We start from the raw sequence: 18,931 nt of genomic DNA on the forward strand, positions 1-18,931 counted from the left end.
GCGGGCGCCGTTTTGCTTTTTGGCCCGCCAAGGGCGCTACGAGATCGGATTTTTAAATGACACCGGCAGCACGCGTTCAGGCTTCGATTGAAATCCTAGACCAGATCCTCGCCGGTGCTCCGGTCGAGAAAGCCCTGACCGGTTGGGCGCGGCGCAGCCGGTTTGCAGGATCGAAAGATCGTGCAGCGGTGCGTGACCATGTGTTTCAGGCACTGCGTTGCAAACGCTCATTTGCGGCACTGGGTGGTTCGGACACGGGGCGCGGGCTGATGATTGGCGCGCTGCGTGCGGCAGATGAGGCACCGGAAACGATGTTCACTGGGGAACGCCATGCGCCCGAGCCTCTGGTCGAGGCCGATGCGCCACGCGCGTTTCAGTCAGATGCAGAACGCTGTGATATCCCCGAATGGCTATGGCCGCGCTTTCAGGCGTCGCTCGGCGATCAGGCGGAAGCGGCAGCGCAAGTGCTGCAAAGTCGCGCGCCGGTGCATCTGCGTGCCAACCTTGCCAAAACGGGCCTGGCCGAAGCAATCGTATCACTCGCCGCCGAAGGGATCAGCGCCGAGGCGCATCCGGCCTGCGATACAGCCCTGGAAGTCACAGAGGGTGCCCGAAAGATCGCGCAAAGCCGCGCCTACAATGAGGGGTTGGTCGAGTTGCAGGACGCGGCCAGTCAGGCCGTTGTCGAGGCGCTTGAGTTGCGACCAGGGCTGCGGGTGCTGGACTATTGCGCAGGAGGAGGCGGCAAGTCCCTGGCGCTGGCGGCGCATCAGGGTGTCCAGGTCTACGCGCATGATGTAAACACCGGGCGCATGCGCGATCTACCAGCGCGGGCAAAGCGGGCCGGGGTGCGCGTCACCTGCCTTGCGCCTGATGAGGTCGCGAGACATGCGCCTTTCGATATTGTACTGACCGATGCGCCCTGTTCGGGCAGTGGCTCTTGGCGTCGTGCGCCCGCTGGGAAATGGGCGCTGACCGAAGAGGGGTTGGGCGCGCTGAACGATCTGCAATCTGAGATCATAAGTAAAGCGGCCCATCTGGTCGGGCCGAGTGGCGTTCTGGCCTACGCGACCTGCTCGATGCTGGACTGCGAAAACGGTGCCATCATCGACAAGTTCAGGCAGGACAACCCGGACTGGACCGATACGTTTCGAAAAACGTGGCAGGTGACACACGGTGCCGATGGCTTCTTTTTAGCCCACTTGACGCGATAACGCATCAGTGAAAAACAACTCAAGGTGGAATTTGCCGCGCCTTTTAAGGGGGCGTTAACCTTATTTGGGCTGAGTGTGACAACGCCTTTCAATTCGAGTTGTTTATGTCAGAAACTGCTGAGATTTATTCCGAACCCAGTTTTCGAAAAACCCCCGCGCTGTCGCGCCTTGCCCCGCTGGTTGTTCTGGGTGCGTCGCTGATCTTGATCCCATTTGTGGATCTCCTGCCAACTGTCTGGAACACGGGGCTTGTGGTTGTTGGTGTTTCATTGCTGGCTACGGCTCTCTTGGTGGTGTTGCGGGGGCAGATTGCCGATTGGTCGGCCCGAACATCTGCCGACGTTATGGCCTTATTTGCCGAGCAGGATTTGTTCCCGACGGTGATCGCAACCGGCAATGGCGACATCCTGACTGCGAATTCTCGGGCGCGCGCACAAATCCATGCTTTTCCCGGCACGCGTCTTGAACACTGCTTGAAATCCATGTTTGCAAATCCTGCGGCCATCTTGCTTCGACTGCAATCCAGCGCTGAAATCCACGGCAAAACGCGGGAAGATATTGTAACTTTCGCTTCTACGGTCCCGATCTCAGTGTTCAGCGTTGGCCAAAACGTATTTTGTTGGCGTTTCCATTTGGATGAGGAGGGGCAGTGGGAAGGCGCGGCGATACCGGTGTTGACCGAAGGTCGCAACGGAACGGTTTTGCGAGTCAACGGCGTCGCTGAAACGGTTCTGGGCCGCAGGCCGGACAATCTGAGCCAGGTGTTCCCAGATGATGTCCCAGCACCGGGAGACATCGCATTGGCCAAGACGGCCTCTGGACAGATGCCGGTGACCATCTCGGAGCTTTCTCATTCAGGTACTGTACGGGATCTGCTGGTGCTGCCGCTGAACTCTGCAGGGGCTCAGGGCGGTGACACACGATTTGCCGATTTGCCTGTACCCGTTATGTGGCTGACGCCCGAGGGCGAGATTTTGGACGCCAACCGCATGGCCACCAAGTTGATCGGAGATGTTTCGCTTGGCGAAACTAATGTCACCAACATCATGCACGGTCTGGGATACCCGATTCAGGACTGGCTGACCCGCGTCGCCAACCAAGAGGATGCTCCGCCAAGTTCGGAATTTCTGCGTCTCACCCGTCAGGACAAAGAGGTGTTTTTGCAGGTCACGCTGAACCGTGCCGTGAACAAGGGGCGGGTCTGCCTGATTGCAGTCCTGAACGATGCGACCGAGCTCAAGACGCTTGAAGCCCAGTTTGTGCAGGGGCAAAAAATGCAGGCGGTCGGGCAGTTGGCTGGCGGCGTGGCGCATGATTTCAACAACCTGCTTACCGCGATTTCTGGCCATTGCGACCTATTGCTGCTGCGGCATGATCAGAACGACTCGAACTACGGTGATCTTGTTCAGATTAACCAAAACGCGAACCGGGCGGCGGCTTTGGTCAGTCAGTTGCTGGCGTTCTCGCGGAAACAGACCCTGCAGCCCGAGGTTCTGGATCTGCGTGACACGATCTCGGACCTCATTCATCTGTTGAACCGGCTGGTTGGCGAAAAGGTGCGCCTGACGCTTAGCCATGACCCGGTGCTCAAACCTGTGCGTGCCGATAAGAGGCAGCTGGAGCAGGTCTTTATGAACCTTGTGGTGAACGCACGGGATGCGATGCCCGAAGGCGGCGAAGTGCGGATTGAGACCGAGGTCGTGTCGCTGAGCGAGCCACTCAGACGCGATCGCGCGACCGTGCCGACGGGTGAATTTGTGACCGTCAAGGTCATCGACAGCGGTACCGGAATTCCCGCAGACAAGCTGCAAAAAGTGTTCGAGCCATTCTATACCACCAAGCGCACCGGTGAAGGCACGGGGCTTGGTCTGTCTACTGTTTATGGCATCGTCAAACAGACCGGCGGTTTCATCTTCGTCGATAGCGTTCAGGGAAAGGGGACCGAGTTTACGGTTTATTTGCCGGTCTCGGTTGCGTCGCAGACGGTAGATGATGATACCGCCGCGTTGCCCGAAAGCCCAAGCGCCCGGCAGGGAGAAGGCGTCGTTCTGCTGGTCGAAGATGAAGCGCCCGTTCGTGCCTTTGCGACGCGAGCGTTGCGTTTGAAAGGTTATACCGTACTTGAAGCCGGATCTGCCGAAGAGGCCCTGCATCTGCTGGAAGACGGATCATTGAATGTAGATGCGTTTGTCACGGACGTGGTCATGCCGGGCATGGACGGACCGACCTGGGTGCGCAAGGCGATGGAGACGCGCCCGGATGTGCGGGTGATCTTCATGTCCGGCTACACCGAAGGCGCATTCGGGGATTCGGGGCCAGAGATTTCCAATTCGACCTTCCTGCCCAAGCCGTTTTCCCTGAATCAGCTGACCGAGGCGGTATTCCAGCAGCTCAACTAGAGCGCAGCGTTGTGGCAGGCGAACTCTGCGGCGTGCTGGGCGCGGAACTTCGCTATCGTTTCGGCCTGCAATTCGAGTTTCCGCATTGGCGAGACATTCTCTCGCTGCAAACAGATTTCCATATTCAAGCGATCTTGCAGGAAATTCAGGATCTTATCCTGGTTCTCGTATTTGAAGACGTGCTTGGCCCCGAACCCGTTGTTTCTGGTTCTGAAAAACTGGCTCTGACTGCCGACATCCGCGAATTCGGGGCGCGGGGTCTGCATGTAGGCCTGAACGAAATCGTCAAAACTCATATCCCGGGTTGAATGCGGATGGCCAATGCGGTCATCGCGGCTGCGGTACTTGTACCAACTGCCCAACCAGTCAATCGGTTCACGCACGACCGCCATGATCTCCATCTCGGTGTCATACATTTTACGAAAGATGTTCTGAAAAAACCTGTCATAGCGCCGGACCGGGGCATGTTTCAACGTGGGCGGGCCCGTCACAACAAAGTCCGCTCGATCGCTAAGTGCGGTGTGATAGGCGGTGCTGCCTGTTTTTGGGACAGCCAGAAACGCAAGGCGTTCCTTATAGAAAACAAGCATTTAGTCGCCCTTTGTCGAGGAATTTAACAAGCGCAGATTGGCGTAAACGACTCTTTAACACAATTGCCCAACAGTAAGTTCTGTAAGTTTTAGTTGAAATGTTCTCATTTTGGTCCCATAAGGAACAAGAGGCGAACAAAGCAGCGATTGCCGCCCGATCAAGGGTGTGACAAAAGAGAAGGCGACAGGACAATGGCGGATCTTCTGACAATGAGCGACAAGAAAAACGCAGACAAGCAAAAGGCGCTCGACAGCGCGCTGGCGCAAATCGAACGGCAGTTCGGCAAGGGCTCGATTATGAAGCTGGGCGAAGATGCCAAGCAGGATATCGAGGCCAGCTCGACCGGGTCTTTGGGCCTGGACATCGCGCTGGGGATCGGCGGACTGCCGATGGGCCGGATTGTTGAGATTTACGGGCCGGAAAGCTCGGGTAAAACGACGCTGACGCTGCACTGCATCGCGGAACAGCAAAAGCGTGGTGGTGTTTGTGCGTTTGTCGACGCGGAACACGCGCTGGACCCGCAATATGCCCGCAAGCTGGGCGTCGATCTGGATGAATTGCTGATCTCGCAGCCGGATACAGGTGAACAAGCGCTTGAGATCACCGATACGCTGGTGCGGTCCGGCGCGGTGAACATGGTCGTGGTCGACTCGGTTGCGGCGCTGACACCGAAGTCCGAGCTTGAGGGCGACATGGGTGACAGCAATGTTGGCGTGCAGGCCCGCTTGATGAGCCAGGCGATGCGGAAACTGACCGGCTCGATCAGCCGCTCGAACTGTATGGTGATTTTCATCAACCAGATTCGGATGAAGATCGGCGTGATGTTCGGCAGCCCCGAAACCACGACCGGTGGTAACGCGCTGAAGTTCTACAGCTCGGTTCGTCTGGACATCCGCCGCATTGGCGCGATCAAGGATCGGGATGAGGTTGTCGGTAACCAAACGCGCGTCAAAGTGGTCAAGAACAAGGTGGCGCCACCGTTCAAACAGGTGGAATTCGACATCATGTATGGCGAAGGCATCTCCAAAATGGGCGAACTGCTGGATCTGGGCGTCAAGGCCGGTGTGGTCGAGAAGTCGGGGTCATGGTTCAGCTATGGCGACGAACGCATCGGGCAGGGGCGCGAGAATGCCAAGCAATACCTGCGTGACAACGGCCGTATTGCGCTGGACATCGAAGACAAGATCCGAGCGGCCCACGGCCTGGATTTCGACATGCCGCCCGGTGCCGCGGAAGAGGATGACATCCTCGAGGCATAGTGACTTTGTAAGAAATCAGGAACAAGGCGGCCCAACTGGCCGCCTTGTTTCGTTCTGCGCGCCCTATGCTGTGGACTATCCTTGGGGACGGGGATAAACCGTTTCGGAACAAAATGATTGCGCGCCGAGAGAGCCTTATGCCCACGCTGAACGATATCCGCTCAACTTTTCTGAATTATTTTGCCAAACAGGGTCATGAAGTGGTCGCATCCAGCCCGCTGGTCCCGCGCAATGACCCGACTTTGATGTTCGTGAACTCGGGGATGGTTCAGTTCAAGAACCTTTTCACCGGTGTTGAAACCCGCGATTATCAGCGCGCCACGACCGCGCAGAAATGTGTACGCGCCGGCGGTAAGCACAACGATCTGGATAATGTTGGCTACACGGCGCGACACCACACGTTCTTTGAAATGCTGGGCAACTTTTCGTTCGGTGACTATTTCAAGCACGACGCGATCCCCTTTGCCTGGGAACTGATCACCAAAGAATTCGGCATCGACAAAAACCGCCTGCTGACCACCGTTTATCACACCGATGACGAAGCATTCGAGATTTGGAAAAAGGTCGGGGTGCCCGAGGATCGGATCATCCGCATCGCCACCAGCGACAATTTCTGGCAAATGGGCCCGACCGGCCCATGCGGTCCGTGCACCGAGATCTTCTATGATCACGGCGACCATATCTGGGGTGGCCCTCCGGGTTCGGCCGAGGAAGACGGCGACCGCTTTATCGAGATCTGGAATATCGTTTTCATGCAGAACGAGCAGTTCGAAGACGGCTCGATGGTCGAACTCGACATGCAGTCGATCGACACGGGCATGGGGCTGGAACGGATCGGCGCTCTGCTTCAAGGCAGCCATGACAACTATGACACCGATCTGTTTAAAACACTGATCGAGGCATCGGCCGAGGCGACCGGGGTCGATCCGTATGGTGACCAGAACGTGCACCACCGGGTGATCGCGGACCACTTGCGTTCGACCTCCTTCCTGATTGCGGATGGGGTGATGCCCAGCAATGACGGTCGCGGTTATGTCCTGCGCCGGATTATGCGCCGCGCCATGCGGCATGCGCATCTGTTGGGTGCAAAAGATCCGGTTATGCACCGTCTGGTGCCGACCCTCGTTCAACTGATGGGCGCGCAATATACCGAGCTTGGTCAGGCGCAACCATTGATCGAAGAAACGCTGCTGCTGGAAGAAACCCGTTTCAAACAAACGCTCGACCGCGGTCTGAAGCTGCTGGATGACGAAGTGGCTGGCCTGCCTGATGGCGCGGCTTTGCCCGGCGATGCGGCGTTCAAATTGTATGACACATACGGGTTCCCGCTGGACCTGACGCAGGACGCGCTGCGGGAAAAGGGCCGCACGGTCGATACGGACGGGTTCGATGCCGCGATGGCAGAACAGAAAGCCAAGGCGCGCGCGGCTTGGGCCGGATCGGGCGAGGCTGCGGATCAGGCGGTATGGTTCGACGTTCTGGATGGTGCCGGAGCGACCGACTTTTTGGGCTATGACACCGAAAAGGCGGAAGGTCAGATCGCGGCTTTGATCATGGATGGTGCGCTGGTCGACAAGATCGAAAAAGGCGGCTCTGGCTGGGTCGTTGTCAACCAAACGCCGTTTTATGGCGAGGCTGGTGGCCAGGTTGGGGACACCGGTGAAATCCGCCGTCTGGAGGAACGCGTTGACTTGGCGCGGGTCGAGGACACCAAGAAATTCGCCGACGGTAAGATCTATGCCCACAAGGTGACCGTCGATCAGGGCGCTTTGTCCAAAGGTGACGCCGTCGAGCTTGAGGTTGACCATACTCGTCGCACGGCCATCCGTGCCAATCACTCTGCGACCCACCTGCTGCACGAAGCCCTGCGCGAGACGCTGGGCGATCATGTCGCACAGCGCGGATCGCTGAACGCGGCAGACCGGTTGCGGTTTGATTTCAGTCATTCCAAAGGTCTGACGCTTGAGGAAATCCAGAAGGTCGAGCGAGACGTGAACGATTTCATCCGTCAGAACTCGACGGTTGAGACCCGGGTCATGACTCCGGACGATGCGCGGGGGCTGGGCGCGCAGGCCCTGTTCGGCGAGAAATACGGCGATGAGGTCCGCGTCGTTTCTATGGGCAAAGCGCCGACCGGCAAAGGGCAGGATGGTGAAACCTGGTCAATCGAGCTGTGCGGGGGCACGCATGTGCGCCAGACCGGAGATATTGGAACCTTCGTGATTCTGGGCGACAGCGCCAGCAGCGCAGGTGTGCGCCGGATCGAAGCCCTGACCGGGGATGAGGCGTTCCGTTATCTGTCGGCGCAAGACCATCGGCTGGCTCAGGTTGCGTTGGAACTGAAGGCGCAGCCGGACACGGTGGTGGACCGGGTCAAGTCGCTGTTGGATGAACGCAAGGCCCTGCAGAACGAAGTGGCGCAACTGCGTCGCGATCTGGCGATGGCCGGAGGAGCCGGGCAGGGCGGTGGTGCCGACGCGCGGGACGTGAATGGCGTCAAGTTCCTGGCGCAGGCGTTGAACGGCGTGTCGGGCAAGGATCTGCCATCGCTGATCGATGAGCACAAAAGCCGCTTGGGCTCGGGTGCTGTTCTGCTGATTGCGGATGCAGGCGGTAAGGCTGCTGTGGCGGCCGGAGTCACCGAGGACCTGACCGATAAGGTCTCGGCGGTCGATCTTGTCCGCGCAGCGGTCGCCGAACTGGGGGGCAAGGGCGGCGGTGGTCGTCCGGACATGGCACAAGGGGGCGGCAAAGACGCCTCGAACGCAGATGCGGCGATCAAAGCCGCTGAACAGGTTTTGGGAGGATAATATGGCCGCACTCTGGATTGCGCATGTAACGGTTACTGATGCAGACGCCTATGCGAAATACGCAGAACTGGCCGGCCCTGCGATCGCCAAGCACGGCGGGGCGTTCATCGCCCGTGCCGCGCGATATGTACAGCTGGAAGGGAAAGAGCGCCCGCGAAACGTGATTGCCCGATTCCCTTCGGTCGAAGCGGCTGTCGAATGCTACAACTCGCCCGAATACCAGCAGGCTCTGGACCACGCTCGCGGCGCAAGTGAGCGTGAACTTGTGGTTGTTGAGATCACCGAGTAACCCTCGCAATGGGCTGATGAGCAGAAAATCCGCCTGTCATATCGCGTGATGGGCGGATTTCAGCCGAACATATCACGATTTGAAGATGTCGTATTGTGGCAGCTTTAGGCGTTGCCTGAATCGTCGTGATTCCAGAGCCTTAATAAAATTTTTTGTGGGCGATAAGATGTATTCCCGTCCAGATTGTGGCGGCATGCCCGCAATTCTTGCGCGAAATGGTCATATTGAGTGACGAATTTCCGCCCTTTTTCCCCTGCAGCGTCGCCTCAGATTGTACAAGCGCTACCGTTTACCGTTAGTTGGTTCTAATCGAATACGGTCCCGTTTGTCGCCAATCGACCGAGTAGACAGGGATCGAGGTACAGGCATGAAATCGTTGGATATCGGACTCAGGGCCGCTGTTGGGCGGATGGTTACATATTCAGGTCGGGCAGTGGGGATTACTGCTTTGGTGTGCGGGGCGGTGTTTGCCGGATCTGCAGTTGAGGCGAGTGAAGGCAACTTCATTCGCACAGTTGCGTCGTCTCCTCCGCCATCAGGGGCACGCCAACTGTGTCGCCAATACGCTTGGGCTTGCTCAAGCAAGGCATCGGCGCGCATGACGTCGCAGCAAGAAATGCAGATCATTCAGCGCATCAACCGGCAGGTCAACGCGACGACGCGTGCGGTGACGGATCAGGTGCAATACCGTACAAGCGAGCGGTGGGCTTTGCCGACCTCGCGTGGTGGCGATTGCGAAGATTTTGCGTTGTTGAAAAAACGTGATCTCATCCGGGCTGGCGTTGATCCAAGCAAGTTGCTGATCGCAACTGTGCTGGATACGAAGCGCAACGCGCATGCGGTTTTGGTCTATCGCTCGGCCTCGGGGGATCTGGTGTTGGACAATCTGACGAATCGGATCAAGCCCTGGTCAGCGACGCGCTATCTGTTCCTTCGGATGCAAGACCCTCGTAAACCAAGTAATTGGGTTGGTGTTTACGGCCGAAGCTGATCGCTCTGATCTTTTTTTAGATATGGTAACAAGGGGCGACCACCTGGTCGCCCCTGATTTTTTCAGCTGTCGTATTTACGGCTTTACTGAACCTGTTTCACAACCCAGCCTGACCTTGCGCGCTCAGGCTGCGGTGTATGCGGGTTCGTTACAGCGTGCCGCCGCTTCCGTCGCTGCCGCCACCGGCTGAACCGCCGCCGCCGCTGCCGTCGCTGCCGCCGCCGCCATCACCGCCGCCGCTGCCATCGCTGCCGCCGCCGCCATCGCCGCCGCCGCTGCCGTCGCTGCCGCCGCCGCCATCACCGCCGCCGCTGCCATCGCTGCCGCCACCGTCGCCGCCGTTGTTGTCGCCGCCGTTGCCGCTGCCGCTGTCAGAGTTGCCGCCGCCATTGCTGCCGCCGTTACCGTCGCCGCTGTTGGAGTTGCCGCCGCCGTTGCTGCCGCCGTTACCGTCGCCGCTGTTGGAATTGCCGCCGCCGTTGCTGCCGCCGTTACCGTCGCCGCTGTTGGAGTTGCCGCCGCCATTGCTGCCGCCGCTGCCGCCGCCGCTGTTGTTGTCTGCGCCACCGTTGCTGCCGCCGCTGCCATTGCTGCCGCCGCCGTTGCTGCCGCCAGTGCCGCCACCGGAGCCGCCGCTGCCGCCGCCGGTGTTACCACCACCGCCGCCGCCGCCAGAACCGCCGTCGCCACCACCAGAACCGCCGTCGCCGCCTCCGGATCCGCCGTTGCCGCCGCCATCGCCGTCACGAGTTTCGCCACGGGTTGTGGTTGCGCCGCTTCCACCAGAGCCATTGCTTCCGCCGGCCGACGCGCTGGCACCACTTGCTGAGCCATTGTTATCGTTATCGTCGTTGCGCGTATCGTTTCGAACAGTTGCGGTTGGGATATCGGTCAAAACTGCCGCGAAAAGAGGGCAGGCCTCAGAGGTGCGGGCCAGAATATCCTCAAAGTCAGCGCGACGTTGGATGTACCGCAACATCCGCTTATCGACCACTTTGCAACCACAAAGCGTTTCAGTGGATACGGATTGACGGGCTGTTTTGACGTTACAGGTTTCTGCCGCATATGCCGCGCCAGTTGCCATAAATGGGAATGTCGCGGATACAAATACAAACGAATATAAACGGGACCTTACGCGCATAGCGCTACTCCTTTAAACTCATTACTTACACCTTAGAACTAAGTAATTGTGCCACAGAATTGACAAAAATACAGCCGTATCCTGCCTCATTTTTCTTTGCGCTGTCACTACCCAAGGTGAAGAAACATGCAACCTATTGGCGAAACTGTATGAAAAACAACAAAAAAGCCCGTTGGAGCAACGGGCTCATTTGAAGCTAAAATAGTCAAAATGGAAGCAAAAATGTCACATTGGGCCCATTGTTCCCCGTGGAGAAACAGTGAGGCTGAGACGCTTAAGCTGACTTTGCCATCCGTTTCCGCTCATGCGGATCCAGGAAACGTTTGCGCAGACGAATGGCGTTTGGCGTGACCTCAACCAGTTCATCATCGTCGATATAGGCAATCGCTTCTTCCAGCGAGAACTGAACATGCGGTGTCAGGCGCACGGCGTCATCCGATCCGCTGGCACGCACGTTTGTCAGCTTTTTGCCTTTCAGCGGGTTTACTTCCAGGTCGTTGTCGCGCGAGTGCTCACCGATCACCATGCCCTGATACACGTCGGTTTGCGGGGCGACGAACATCCGGCCACGCTCTTCCAGGTTCCACAGCGCATACGCGACGGCCTGTCCGTTCTCCATCGAGATCAGAACGCCCGCGCGACGGCCTGGGATTGGACCTTTATGGGCCGCCCAGCCGTGGAAAACGCGGTTCAGAACACCGGTGCCACGTGTATCCGTCAGAAACTCACCGTGATAACCGATCAGGCCACGCGACGGGACATGGGCGATGATACGGGTCTTGCCTGCACCTGCGGGGCGCATTTCTGCCAGCTCGCCCTTGCGTGCGCCGGTGATTTTTTCAATCACCGAGCCCGAGTATTCATCGTCCACGTCGATGGTGACTTCTTCGATAGGCTCCATGCGCTGGCCGTCTTCCTCGCGGAACAGAACCTGCGGGCGCGAGATGCTCAGTTCGAACCCTTCGCGGCGCATGTTTTCGATCAGAACGCCCATCTGGAGTTCACCACGACCGGCCACCTCAAAGGCTTCGCCGCCGGGCGTGTCGGTGATGCGGATGGCAACGTTCGATTCGGCCTCTTTCATCAGGCGATCGCGGATAACGCGCGACTGGACCTTCTTCCCGTCCCGACCGGCCAGCGGCGAGTCGTTGATGCCGAAGGTCACGGTGATGGTCGGCGGGTCGATGGGCTGAGCGGGCAGGGCCTCGTCAACCTGCGGTGAGACCAACGAGTCGGCCACGGTTGCCTTGCTCATACCTGCGATGGTGACGATGTCACCTGCTTCGGCAACATCGATGGGCTGTTGTGCCAGGCCACGGAAGGCCAAGATTTTCGACGCGCGGAAGTTTTCGATCAGCGTGCCGTCGCGGGACAGGGCCTTGAGGCTGTCGCCTGCCTTCAGTGTTCCGCTTTCCACGCGACCCGTCAGGATACGACCGATGAACGGATCGCTGCCCAGCGTGGTGGCCAGCATGCGGAAAGGTTCGTCCTTCTTGTCGGCCTGCTTTGGGGCAGGGACGTGCTCGACGATCAGGTCGAACAGGGCGGTCAGGTCCTTGCGGGGACCGTCCAGTTCCATATCAGCCCAGCCCGAGCGGCCCGAGGCGTACATCGCCGGGAAGTCCAGCTGATCATCGTCAGCGCCAAGATTGGCGAACAGGTCAAAGCATTCGTCCAGCGCACGGTCAGGCTCGGCATCCGGCTTGTCGACTTTGTTCAGGACAACGATGGGGCGCAGGCCCAGAGCCAACGCTTTGGAGGTCACGAACTTGGTCTGCGGCATCGGGCCTTCGGCGGCGTCTACCAACAGGACAACACCGTCCACCATCGACAGGATCCGCTCGACCTCGCCACCGAAATCGGCGTGGCCGGGGGTGTCGACGATGTTGATGCGGGTGCCTTTCCATTCGACCGATGTGGCCTTGGCCAGGATGGTGATCCCGCGCTCACGCTCCAGATCGTTGCTGTCCATGGCGCGTTCAGCCACGGCCTGATTTTCCCGGAACGCGCCGGATTGTTTGAGCAGCTCATCCACCAGGGTCGTTTTACCGTGGTCCACGTGAGCGATGATTGCGATGTTGCGCAGGTCCATGAGAGGTCAGCCTTTGAACGGGAAGTTGCCGCGCGCATAACGCGGATTTACCGAATAGGCCAGCCCTAACCGGTCGTCAGTGGCCTGCAGTCTTGGAAAACAGGTGAATGATCAGAATTCCGGTCAAAATCATCGCCAAACCGATCACCGCAGGCCAGTCCAGTCGCTGACCGAACACAATGAACCCGATGATGGCGATCAACACGATCCCCAGACCCGACCAGATGGCGTAAACGATGCCGACAGGCATGTATTTCAGGGTCAGACCCAGCAGATAGAATGCAACGCCGTAACCCACCACGACCAGCACCGACGGCCAGAACCGGGTGAACTGCTGGCTGGCCTGCAACGCCGTCGTTCCAATCGTTTCGGCGATCACGGCCAGCAAGAGTATCAAATAGGCTTTGGGCACGGGGTTTCTCAATCCGGGTTTCCTGTATCCGGTTGAGCACGAATTCTTGCTGGGCGGCAAGGGGATTCTCGCGGCCTGCCGACGAATTTCAAACACGGGCTTCCAGACGAGAAAACGCCTGCACTGGTCAGGATAACCGTACTGTTTCAATAGAAAAAAGCCTGGTATCTATTTCGTGTTTAGAGTGATTTTTTGCGAGTACTTTTTGTGACCAGATTTGCAATATCCGTTATTGCGGCTTCGGCTTTGATCGTAACGCTTGGTTGGCTGGCGGGCAGTGTGTCCGCTGACACCGATGCAACCAAGAGGGGGCAGCATTCGGTCACCCAACCGGGTTGAGCGCTAAATCGCGTTCATCCCGGTGTTTTTTCGGTGAAAAAGTTGCTCAACTGCGGGCGCAACCATGCCCAAAGGTCTGGTGCGCCGCGTTGAACCGGCGTGCCAACACGGTGTTCGATCTGGGCGAATGTGACGTCAAAATCCACCCAGGACCCGCCACCTGTTTCCAGATTGCCAATCGGCGTTTGGAACCGGTCGATGGCTTTTGCAAAGCGTGCATCGGCAGACTCGGCGGCCTCGAACTCTTGCCAGAGCGCCATGAACGCCTTTTGCGGTGTCTCGGGCAGTAATCCGAAAAGCCTCTCTGCCGCGGCTTGTTCCTCGGCCTCTTGGGCTGCGTGGTCGACCTGACCATGGATGGGGTGATCTCCGGCGTCGATCTCGACGATGTCGTGCAGCAAGAGCATTTGCAGGACGCGATCCATGGAAACGCCCGGTTGTGCGTATTCTTCCAACACCCAGGCAAAAAGCATGATGTGCCAGGAATGTTCGGCTGAGTTTTCAAACCGCTCACCGGACAAAATGCGCGAGGCGCGGTAGACGGATTTCAACTGATCTGCCTCGGTCAAAAACGGCAGGCGCTCAGAGAAGGCGGTCTTTGGTGCGGGTTGCCCGTACAACAGGGCGCTTGCCAAAGCGTGGGCTTCTGGCAATTCGTGCGCCAGATAGGCGGCGCGTCCGTCTCGCAGGTTGTCTCGCGCGACCTCGACATGCTGGGGATTCGGAGCCGGAGCGCACAGAACCTGAAACAGCGGCTGGCACCGGTCCAGATACTTGGCGAACTTGGCGTCCGGGGATTTGTCGGCCTCGAACTCCTCCCACAAGGCGCGAAAAGTCCCGCCCTGATCGTCCGGCAGCAGGCCGAACAATTGGTCCGCGGCCGCACGTTCGGCGCGCTCGACAGCGGTCCAGTCGGTGTCCAGATGGATGGGGTGATCGCCGACAATGATTTCGACCAGATCATGCAAAAGCAGCATTTGAATGACACGGTTGATATCAACGTCATCGGCCGCCAGCGGCTGCATCACCAAAGCCCACAGGGCAAGGTGCCAGCTGTGTTCAGCGGCGTTTTCGGATCGGGACTGGTCCAGAAGAGCGTTTGCGCGATCGACTGACTTTAGCCTGTCCGCGCGTTTCAGGAACTCAAGTTGCGCGGACAGTCTTTCGGTCATTTCTTTTCAATCGCTTTCACTTGGGATCGGTGTTTGGTCAGCGTATCGATGACGAACTTGCGCGCTTTGCGTTCTGCCATCCGCACGCGGATTTCGGTCAAGAACGCCTCTTCCAAAGTCTGAGAGGACGCACCCAGCAGCTCGCCCACCTCGACAAAGAACCGGTCGTTGCCCGTTTCATCCATCACTTTCATCGTGTCCTCGGCCAGTTTGGAGGCGAGGGTGTTGATGGTGTCTGACATCAGCGCGTGTTCTCGGTCAGGCGGCGTTTCACATAGTCGCTGACATCGGTGATCAGCGTGTCCATGTGACGATCCTGGAAGAAGTGATCGGCACCTTCGACCTCATTATGAGTGATGGTGATGCCTTTTTGTTCATGCAGTTTGTTGACCAACGCAGTGGTGTCCGCAGGCGGGGCCACGCGGTCGGCCGAGCCGTTGATGATCAAGCCAGAGGACGGGCAGGGTGCCAGGAACGAGAAGTCGTACATGTTGGCGGGGGGCGACACACTGATAAAGCCGGTGATCTCGGGGCGACGCATCAGCAGCTGCATTCCGATCCAGGCACCGAACGAGAAACCCGCGACCCAGCAATGCTTGGAATTGTTGTTCATCGACTGCAGGTAGTCCAGTGCCGAGGCGGCATCGCTCAGCTCACCCACACCCTGGTCGTATTCGCCCTGGCTGCGGCCAACGCCACGGAAGTTAAAGCGCAGGACAGTGAAACCCATGTTGTAGAACGCATAGTGCAGGTTATAGACCACCTTGTTGTTCATGGTCCCGCCGAACTGTGGATGCGGGTGCAGCACGATGGCGATCGGTGCGTCTTTTTCCTTTTGCGGGTGGTAGCGGCCTTCCAGGCGGCCTTCGGGTCCGGGAAAAATCACCTCGGGCATGTGTGCTTTGGTCCTGTCTTTTTCTTCCTGATGCCACGATATACTTGACGGTATTCGTAAGGCACTTTAGAACGGTTCTAATTGTGATGCTATGCGCAAGGCGCTGCCTGTCGGAGATACGCACTGGCGGCGGCGGCGTCAATGTTTTCGCGTATAACCTGCCATGAGGGAAAGACAATGAAGCTTTCGACGAAGGGTCGTTACGCGATGGTTGCATTGGCTGACATTGCCCTACAGCCCTCCGAGGGCTTGGTGACGCTGGGCGAAATCTCTGAGCGTCAGGACATTTCACTCCCTTATCTGGAGCAGCTTTTTGTCAAGCTGCGCCGGGCCGAGCTTGTGGCATCTGTACGTGGCCCGGGAGGTGGGTATCGCTTGGCGCGCCCTGCGTCCGAGATTCGGGTGGTCGAGATTTTGGCTGCAGTGGATGAGACCGTGGATGCGCTGCAGAAAGGTGCGGGTGCATCGGGGGCGTCTTCGGGAAGCCGGGCACAATCGCTGACCAACCGTTTGTGGGAAAGCCTCAGCGCGCATGTCTATGTGTTTCTGCATCAGACCCGTTTGTCGGACGTGATCAAGAACGACCTGGCCCCGTGCCCGGCGGTGCCCAGTCTGTTTTCTGTTGTGGATGAGTGATCCGATGCTGGCTGTGATTTGCCCCGTTTGTGTTCAGGAAAAGATGCATCCATGAATCGCGTTTATCTGGACCATAACGCAACCACTCCGCTGCGCCCGGAGGCGCGCGAGGCCATGATGGCCGCGATGGAGTTGTGCGGGAACCCTTCATCCGTCCATGCCGAGGGGCGGGCGGCCAAATCGCTGGTTGAACGCGCGCGCGCCCAGATCGCGGCGGCTTTTGGGGCCGATGGGGAGGACGTTGTGTTTACTTCCGGCTCGACCGAAGGCGCGGCCCTGACACTTGCCGGGCGAGGTTTGCATGGGTCCTCGGTGGAACATGACGCGATCCGGTCGTGGATCGACGAAGACTTGCCGACTGCGCCCAATGGTTTGGTCGAGGTGGCCAATCCCGAGCATTCGACTCTGCAGTTGGCCAATTCGGAAACGGGGATCGTGCAGTCGCTGCCGCAGGGGCTGGCGGTTACCGACGCTACGCAGGCTTTTGGCAAATTGCCGGTGGCCTTCAACTGGATGGGCGCGCAGATGGCGCTGATTTCTGCTCATAAACTGGGCGGCCCGAAAGGGATTGGCGCGGTTGTTATGAAACGAGGCACGGATCTGCCTGCGATGATCAAGGGTGGCGGGCAAGAGATGGGTCGCCGCTCGGGTACCGAAAATGTCATTGGAATCGCGGGGTTCGGGGCCGCAGCTGAAGCAGCCGCACGGGATTTGTCGAACGGCGTTTGGGAACAGGTTCGTGAATTTAGAAATATTCTAGAAATTGCCCTTGAGGCTGGTTCTAAATCTACTATTTTTGTCGGGAAAGGTCAGGACCGCCTGCCAAATACCACCTGTTTCGCCACCCCGGGCTGGAAGGGGGAAACGCAGGTTATGCAGATGGATTTGGCGGGGTTCGCTGTCAGTGCGGGCTCGGCCTGTTCCAGTGGCAAGGTTCGGGCCAGCGCGGTGTTGACCGCAATGGGATTTGATGAGGTGACAGCAGCCAGCGCAATCCGCGTGTCGCTGGGGCCTCGGACTACGGAAGAAGACGTGCTGCGTTTCGCCGAAACGTGGCTTGAAAAAGAAAAGAAGCATCGCGCGCGTGCTGCGTGATCTGACGGAGGGTGTCATATGGCCGCTTTGGACCAGACCCAGGTAAAAGAGGGTGTCGATCAGGAAACCGTTGATGCGGTACGCGAGGTCGGAACCTATAAATACGGCTGGGATACAGATATCGAAATGGAGTACGCGCCCAAAGGCGTGAACCCGGATATCGTGCGACTGATTTCTGAAAAGAATGAAGAGCCCGAATGGATGACCGAATGGCGCCTGGCCGCGTTCGAACGCTGGACCCAGAAAGAAGAGCCCAAATGGGCCATGGTGCACTATCCGCCGATCGATTTTCAGGACCAGTATTACTATGCCCGTCCGAAATCGATGGAGGAAAAACCCAAGTCGTTGGATGAGGTCGACCCCAAGCTGTTGGCGACATACGAAAAGCTGGGCATCCCTTTGAAAGAACAGATGATCCTTGCAGGCGTTGAAGGCGCAGAAGATGCACCAGCCGAAGGCCGCAAGGTGGCTGTGGATGCCGTATTCGACTCGGTATCTGTAGGCACGACCTTTCAGGCCGAGCTGAAAAAGGCCGGCGTGATCTTCTGCTCGATTTCCGAGGCGATCAAAGAGCATCCTGAACTGGTCAAAAAGTACCTGGGCAGCGTTGTTCCGGTTTCGGACAACTACTATGCCACGCTGAATTCGGCTGTGTTCTCGGACGGGTCGTTTGTCTATATCCCGCCGGGCGTCCGCTGTCCGATGGAGCTGAGCACGTATTTCCGCATCAACGCGGAAAACACCGGTCAGTTCGAACGCACTCTGATCATCGCCGATAAGGGCTCTTACGTGTCCTATCTGGAAGGCTGCACCGCGCCTCAACGCGACACGGCGCAGTTGCACGCAGCTGTGGTCGAGATCATCGTTGAGGAAGACGCCGAGGTTAAGTACTCGACTGTTCAAAACTGGTTCCCCGGTGACGAGAACGGCAAGGGCGGTATCTATAACTTTGTGACCAAACGCGCCGATTGCCGGGGCGACCGGTCCAAGGTGATGTGGACGCAGGTTGAAACTGGCTCGGCCGTGACCTGGAAGTACCCGTCCTGCATCCTGCGCGGTGACGAAAGCCAGGGTGAGTTCTATTCGATCGCAATTACCAACAACTATCAGCAGGCCGATACCGGCACGAAGATGGTTCACTTGGGCAAGAACACCAAGTCGCGCATTGTGTCGAAAGGCATCAGCGCGGGTAAGGCTCAGAACACCTATCGTGGGCTGGTCTCGATGCACCCGAAAGCGAAAGACAGTCGGAACTATACCCAGTGCGACAGCTTGCTTATCGGCGACAAATGCGGGGCGCATACCGTTCCGTATATCGAGGTCCGTAACAATTCCTCGCGCGTCGAGCACGAAGCGACGACGTCGAAGGTGGACGATGATCAGCTGTTCTATTGCCGTCAGCGCGGAATGGACGAGGAAGAGGCCGTGGCGCTGGTTGTTAACGGGTTCTGCAAGGACGTCCTGCAGGCACTGCCGATGGAATTTGCCATGGAGGCGCAGCAGTTGGTGGCGATCAGCCTCGAAGGATCCGTGGGTTAACCCCGACTTTCCCTGAATTCAGAACATACAGGGCGCCAAGTGCCCTCTTGCGATACG

General features: G+C 58.3%; 16 protein-coding genes. 9 read left to right on the forward strand and 7 right to left on the reverse strand.

The annotated features are described in order from the left end of the window. Positions 1-56 precede the first annotated feature (56 nt). Both J7416_RS04225 and J7416_RS04230 read left to right on the forward strand, forming a co-directional pair. Entirely contained in the window at positions 57-1,214 is a 1,158-nt protein-coding gene (locus tag J7416_RS04225; protein ID WP_209223360.1) for an RsmB/NOP family class I SAM-dependent RNA methyltransferase, read from the forward strand. A 104-nt stretch (positions 1,215-1,318) separates the two neighbouring features. After that, complete coding sequence (locus tag J7416_RS04230; protein WP_209223362.1) at positions 1,319-3,613, forward strand: ATP-binding protein; 2,295 nt, start codon at positions 1,319-1,321, stop codon at positions 3,611-3,613. Here J7416_RS04230 and J7416_RS04235 read toward each other — a convergent pair. Then, entirely contained in the window at positions 3,610-4,203 is a 594-nt protein-coding gene (locus tag J7416_RS04235; RefSeq protein ID WP_209223364.1) for a sulfotransferase family 2 domain-containing protein, read from the reverse strand. The two genes, J7416_RS04230 and J7416_RS04235, sit on opposite strands and share 4 nt — an antisense overlap. Positions 4,204-4,395: 192 nt before the next feature. Between J7416_RS04235 and recA the strand changes: the two genes are divergently transcribed. The 4 genes from recA (at position 4,396) to J7416_RS04255 (ending at position 9,553) form a co-directional block, all read left to right on the forward strand. Next, on the forward strand, positions 4,396-5,463 hold the full coding sequence (recA, locus tag J7416_RS04240) for a recombinase RecA (protein WP_209223366.1): 1,068 nt from the start codon (positions 4,396-4,398) through the stop codon (positions 5,461-5,463). Positions 5,464-5,600: 137 nt separating this feature from the next. Next, positions 5,601-8,273 carry an alanine--tRNA ligase gene (gene alaS, locus J7416_RS04245; protein WP_209223368.1) on the forward strand — a complete coding sequence of 891 codons (2,673 nt, stop codon included), beginning with the start codon at positions 5,601-5,603 and terminating at the stop codon, positions 8,271-8,273. Between the two features lies 1 nt (position 8,274). Beyond that, on the forward strand, positions 8,275-8,562 hold the full coding sequence (locus J7416_RS04250; RefSeq protein ID WP_209223370.1) for a DUF1330 domain-containing protein: 288 nt from the start codon (positions 8,275-8,277) through the stop codon (positions 8,560-8,562). Between the two features lie 409 nt (positions 8,563-8,971). Continuing rightward, positions 8,972-9,553: a transglutaminase-like cysteine peptidase gene (locus J7416_RS04255; protein ID WP_209223821.1), complete on the forward strand. Its 582-nt coding sequence runs from the start codon at positions 8,972-8,974 to the stop codon at positions 9,551-9,553. A 148-nt stretch (positions 9,554-9,701) separates the two neighbouring features. On the opposite strand, the gene J7416_RS04260 is transcribed toward J7416_RS04255, so the two are convergent. The 6 genes from J7416_RS04260 to J7416_RS04285 form a co-directional block, all read right to left on the reverse strand. Beyond that, entirely contained in the window at positions 9,702-10,694 is a 993-nt protein-coding gene (locus J7416_RS04260) for a hypothetical protein (protein ID WP_209223372.1), read from the reverse strand. A 274-nt stretch (positions 10,695-10,968) separates the two neighbouring features. Further along, positions 10,969-12,786, reverse strand: coding sequence for a translational GTPase TypA (gene typA, locus J7416_RS04265; RefSeq protein ID WP_209223374.1), 1,818 nt, complete (start codon positions 12,784-12,786; stop codon positions 10,969-10,971). Between the two features lie 76 nt (positions 12,787-12,862). Then, on the reverse strand, positions 12,863-13,198 hold the full coding sequence (locus J7416_RS04270) for an SMR family transporter (RefSeq protein WP_209223822.1): 336 nt from the start codon (positions 13,196-13,198) through the stop codon (positions 12,863-12,865). Between the two features lie 353 nt (positions 13,199-13,551). Further along, positions 13,552-14,709 carry an HD domain-containing protein gene (locus J7416_RS04275; RefSeq protein WP_209223376.1) on the reverse strand — a complete coding sequence of 386 codons (1,158 nt, stop codon included), beginning with the start codon at positions 14,707-14,709 and terminating at the stop codon, positions 13,552-13,554. Next, entirely contained in the window at positions 14,706-14,951 is a 246-nt protein-coding gene (locus J7416_RS04280; protein ID WP_209223378.1) for a hypothetical protein, read from the reverse strand. The genes J7416_RS04275 and J7416_RS04280 overlap by 4 nt, the downstream gene beginning before the upstream one ends. Next, positions 14,951-15,604, reverse strand: a complete 654-nt coding sequence (locus J7416_RS04285; RefSeq protein WP_170424714.1) for an alpha/beta hydrolase — start codon at positions 15,602-15,604, stop codon at positions 14,951-14,953. Before J7416_RS04285 ends, J7416_RS04280 begins: the two co-directional genes overlap by 1 nt. A gap of 177 nt (positions 15,605-15,781) precedes the next feature. On the opposite strand from J7416_RS04285, the gene J7416_RS04290 reads away from it, so the two are divergent. The 3 genes from J7416_RS04290 to sufB are packed head-to-tail and all read left to right on the forward strand — an operon-like array spanning position 15,782 to position 18,874. Then, the gene (locus J7416_RS04290) at positions 15,782-16,240 is read left to right on the forward strand and encodes an Rrf2 family transcriptional regulator (protein ID WP_209223380.1); all 459 of its coding nucleotides are present in this window, start codon (positions 15,782-15,784) and stop codon (positions 16,238-16,240) included. 51 nt (positions 16,241-16,291) lie between these two features. Continuing rightward, a complete protein-coding gene (locus tag J7416_RS04295; protein WP_209223382.1) occupies positions 16,292-17,335 on the forward strand; it encodes a cysteine desulfurase family protein in 1,044 nt (347 codons plus the stop codon). Positions 17,336-17,353: 18 nt separating this feature from the next. Further along, positions 17,354-18,874, forward strand: coding sequence for a Fe-S cluster assembly protein SufB (sufB, locus tag J7416_RS04300; protein ID WP_209223384.1), 1,521 nt, complete (start codon positions 17,354-17,356; stop codon positions 18,872-18,874). The last annotated feature ends 57 nt before the right edge of the window (positions 18,875-18,931 follow it).

This window comes from Ruegeria sp. R14_0 (assembly GCF_017743975.1).
GTDB lineage: Bacteria > Pseudomonadota > Alphaproteobacteria > Rhodobacterales > Rhodobacteraceae > Ruegeria.

What these genes read in the sequence shown, in the direction of transcription:
- J7416_RS04225 (WP_209223360.1), top strand. Translation starts at nt 57, where the DNA reads ATGACACCGGCAGCACGCGTTCAGGCTTCGATTGAAATCCTAGACCAG.
- J7416_RS04230 (WP_209223362.1), top strand. Translation starts at nt 1,319, where the DNA reads ATGTCAGAAACTGCTGAGATTTATTCCGAACCCAGTTTTCGAAAAACC.
- J7416_RS04235 (WP_209223364.1), bottom strand. Translation starts at nt 4,203, where the DNA reads ATGCTTGTTTTCTATAAGGAACGCCTTGCGTTTCTGGCTGTCCCAAAA.
- recA (WP_209223366.1), top strand. Translation starts at nt 4,396, where the DNA reads ATGGCGGATCTTCTGACAATGAGCGACAAGAAAAACGCAGACAAGCAA.
- alaS (WP_209223368.1), top strand. Translation starts at nt 5,601, where the DNA reads ATGCCCACGCTGAACGATATCCGCTCAACTTTTCTGAATTATTTTGCC.
- J7416_RS04250 (WP_209223370.1), top strand. Translation starts at nt 8,275, where the DNA reads ATGGCCGCACTCTGGATTGCGCATGTAACGGTTACTGATGCAGACGCC.
- J7416_RS04255 (WP_209223821.1), top strand. Translation starts at nt 8,972, where the DNA reads ATGGTTACATATTCAGGTCGGGCAGTGGGGATTACTGCTTTGGTGTGC.
- J7416_RS04260 (WP_209223372.1), bottom strand. Translation starts at nt 10,694, where the DNA reads ATGCGCGTAAGGTCCCGTTTATATTCGTTTGTATTTGTATCCGCGACA.
- typA (WP_209223374.1), bottom strand. Translation starts at nt 12,786, where the DNA reads ATGGACCTGCGCAACATCGCAATCATCGCTCACGTGGACCACGGTAAA.
- J7416_RS04275 (WP_209223376.1), bottom strand. Translation starts at nt 14,709, where the DNA reads ATGACCGAAAGACTGTCCGCGCAACTTGAGTTCCTGAAACGCGCGGAC.
- J7416_RS04280 (WP_209223378.1), bottom strand. Translation starts at nt 14,951, where the DNA reads ATGTCAGACACCATCAACACCCTCGCCTCCAAACTGGCCGAGGACACG.
- J7416_RS04285 (WP_170424714.1), bottom strand. Translation starts at nt 15,604, where the DNA reads ATGCCCGAGGTGATTTTTCCCGGACCCGAAGGCCGCCTGGAAGGCCGC.
- J7416_RS04290 (WP_209223380.1), top strand. Translation starts at nt 15,782, where the DNA reads ATGAAGCTTTCGACGAAGGGTCGTTACGCGATGGTTGCATTGGCTGAC.
- J7416_RS04295 (WP_209223382.1), top strand. Translation starts at nt 16,292, where the DNA reads ATGAATCGCGTTTATCTGGACCATAACGCAACCACTCCGCTGCGCCCG.
- sufB (WP_209223384.1), top strand. Translation starts at nt 17,354, where the DNA reads ATGGCCGCTTTGGACCAGACCCAGGTAAAAGAGGGTGTCGATCAGGAA.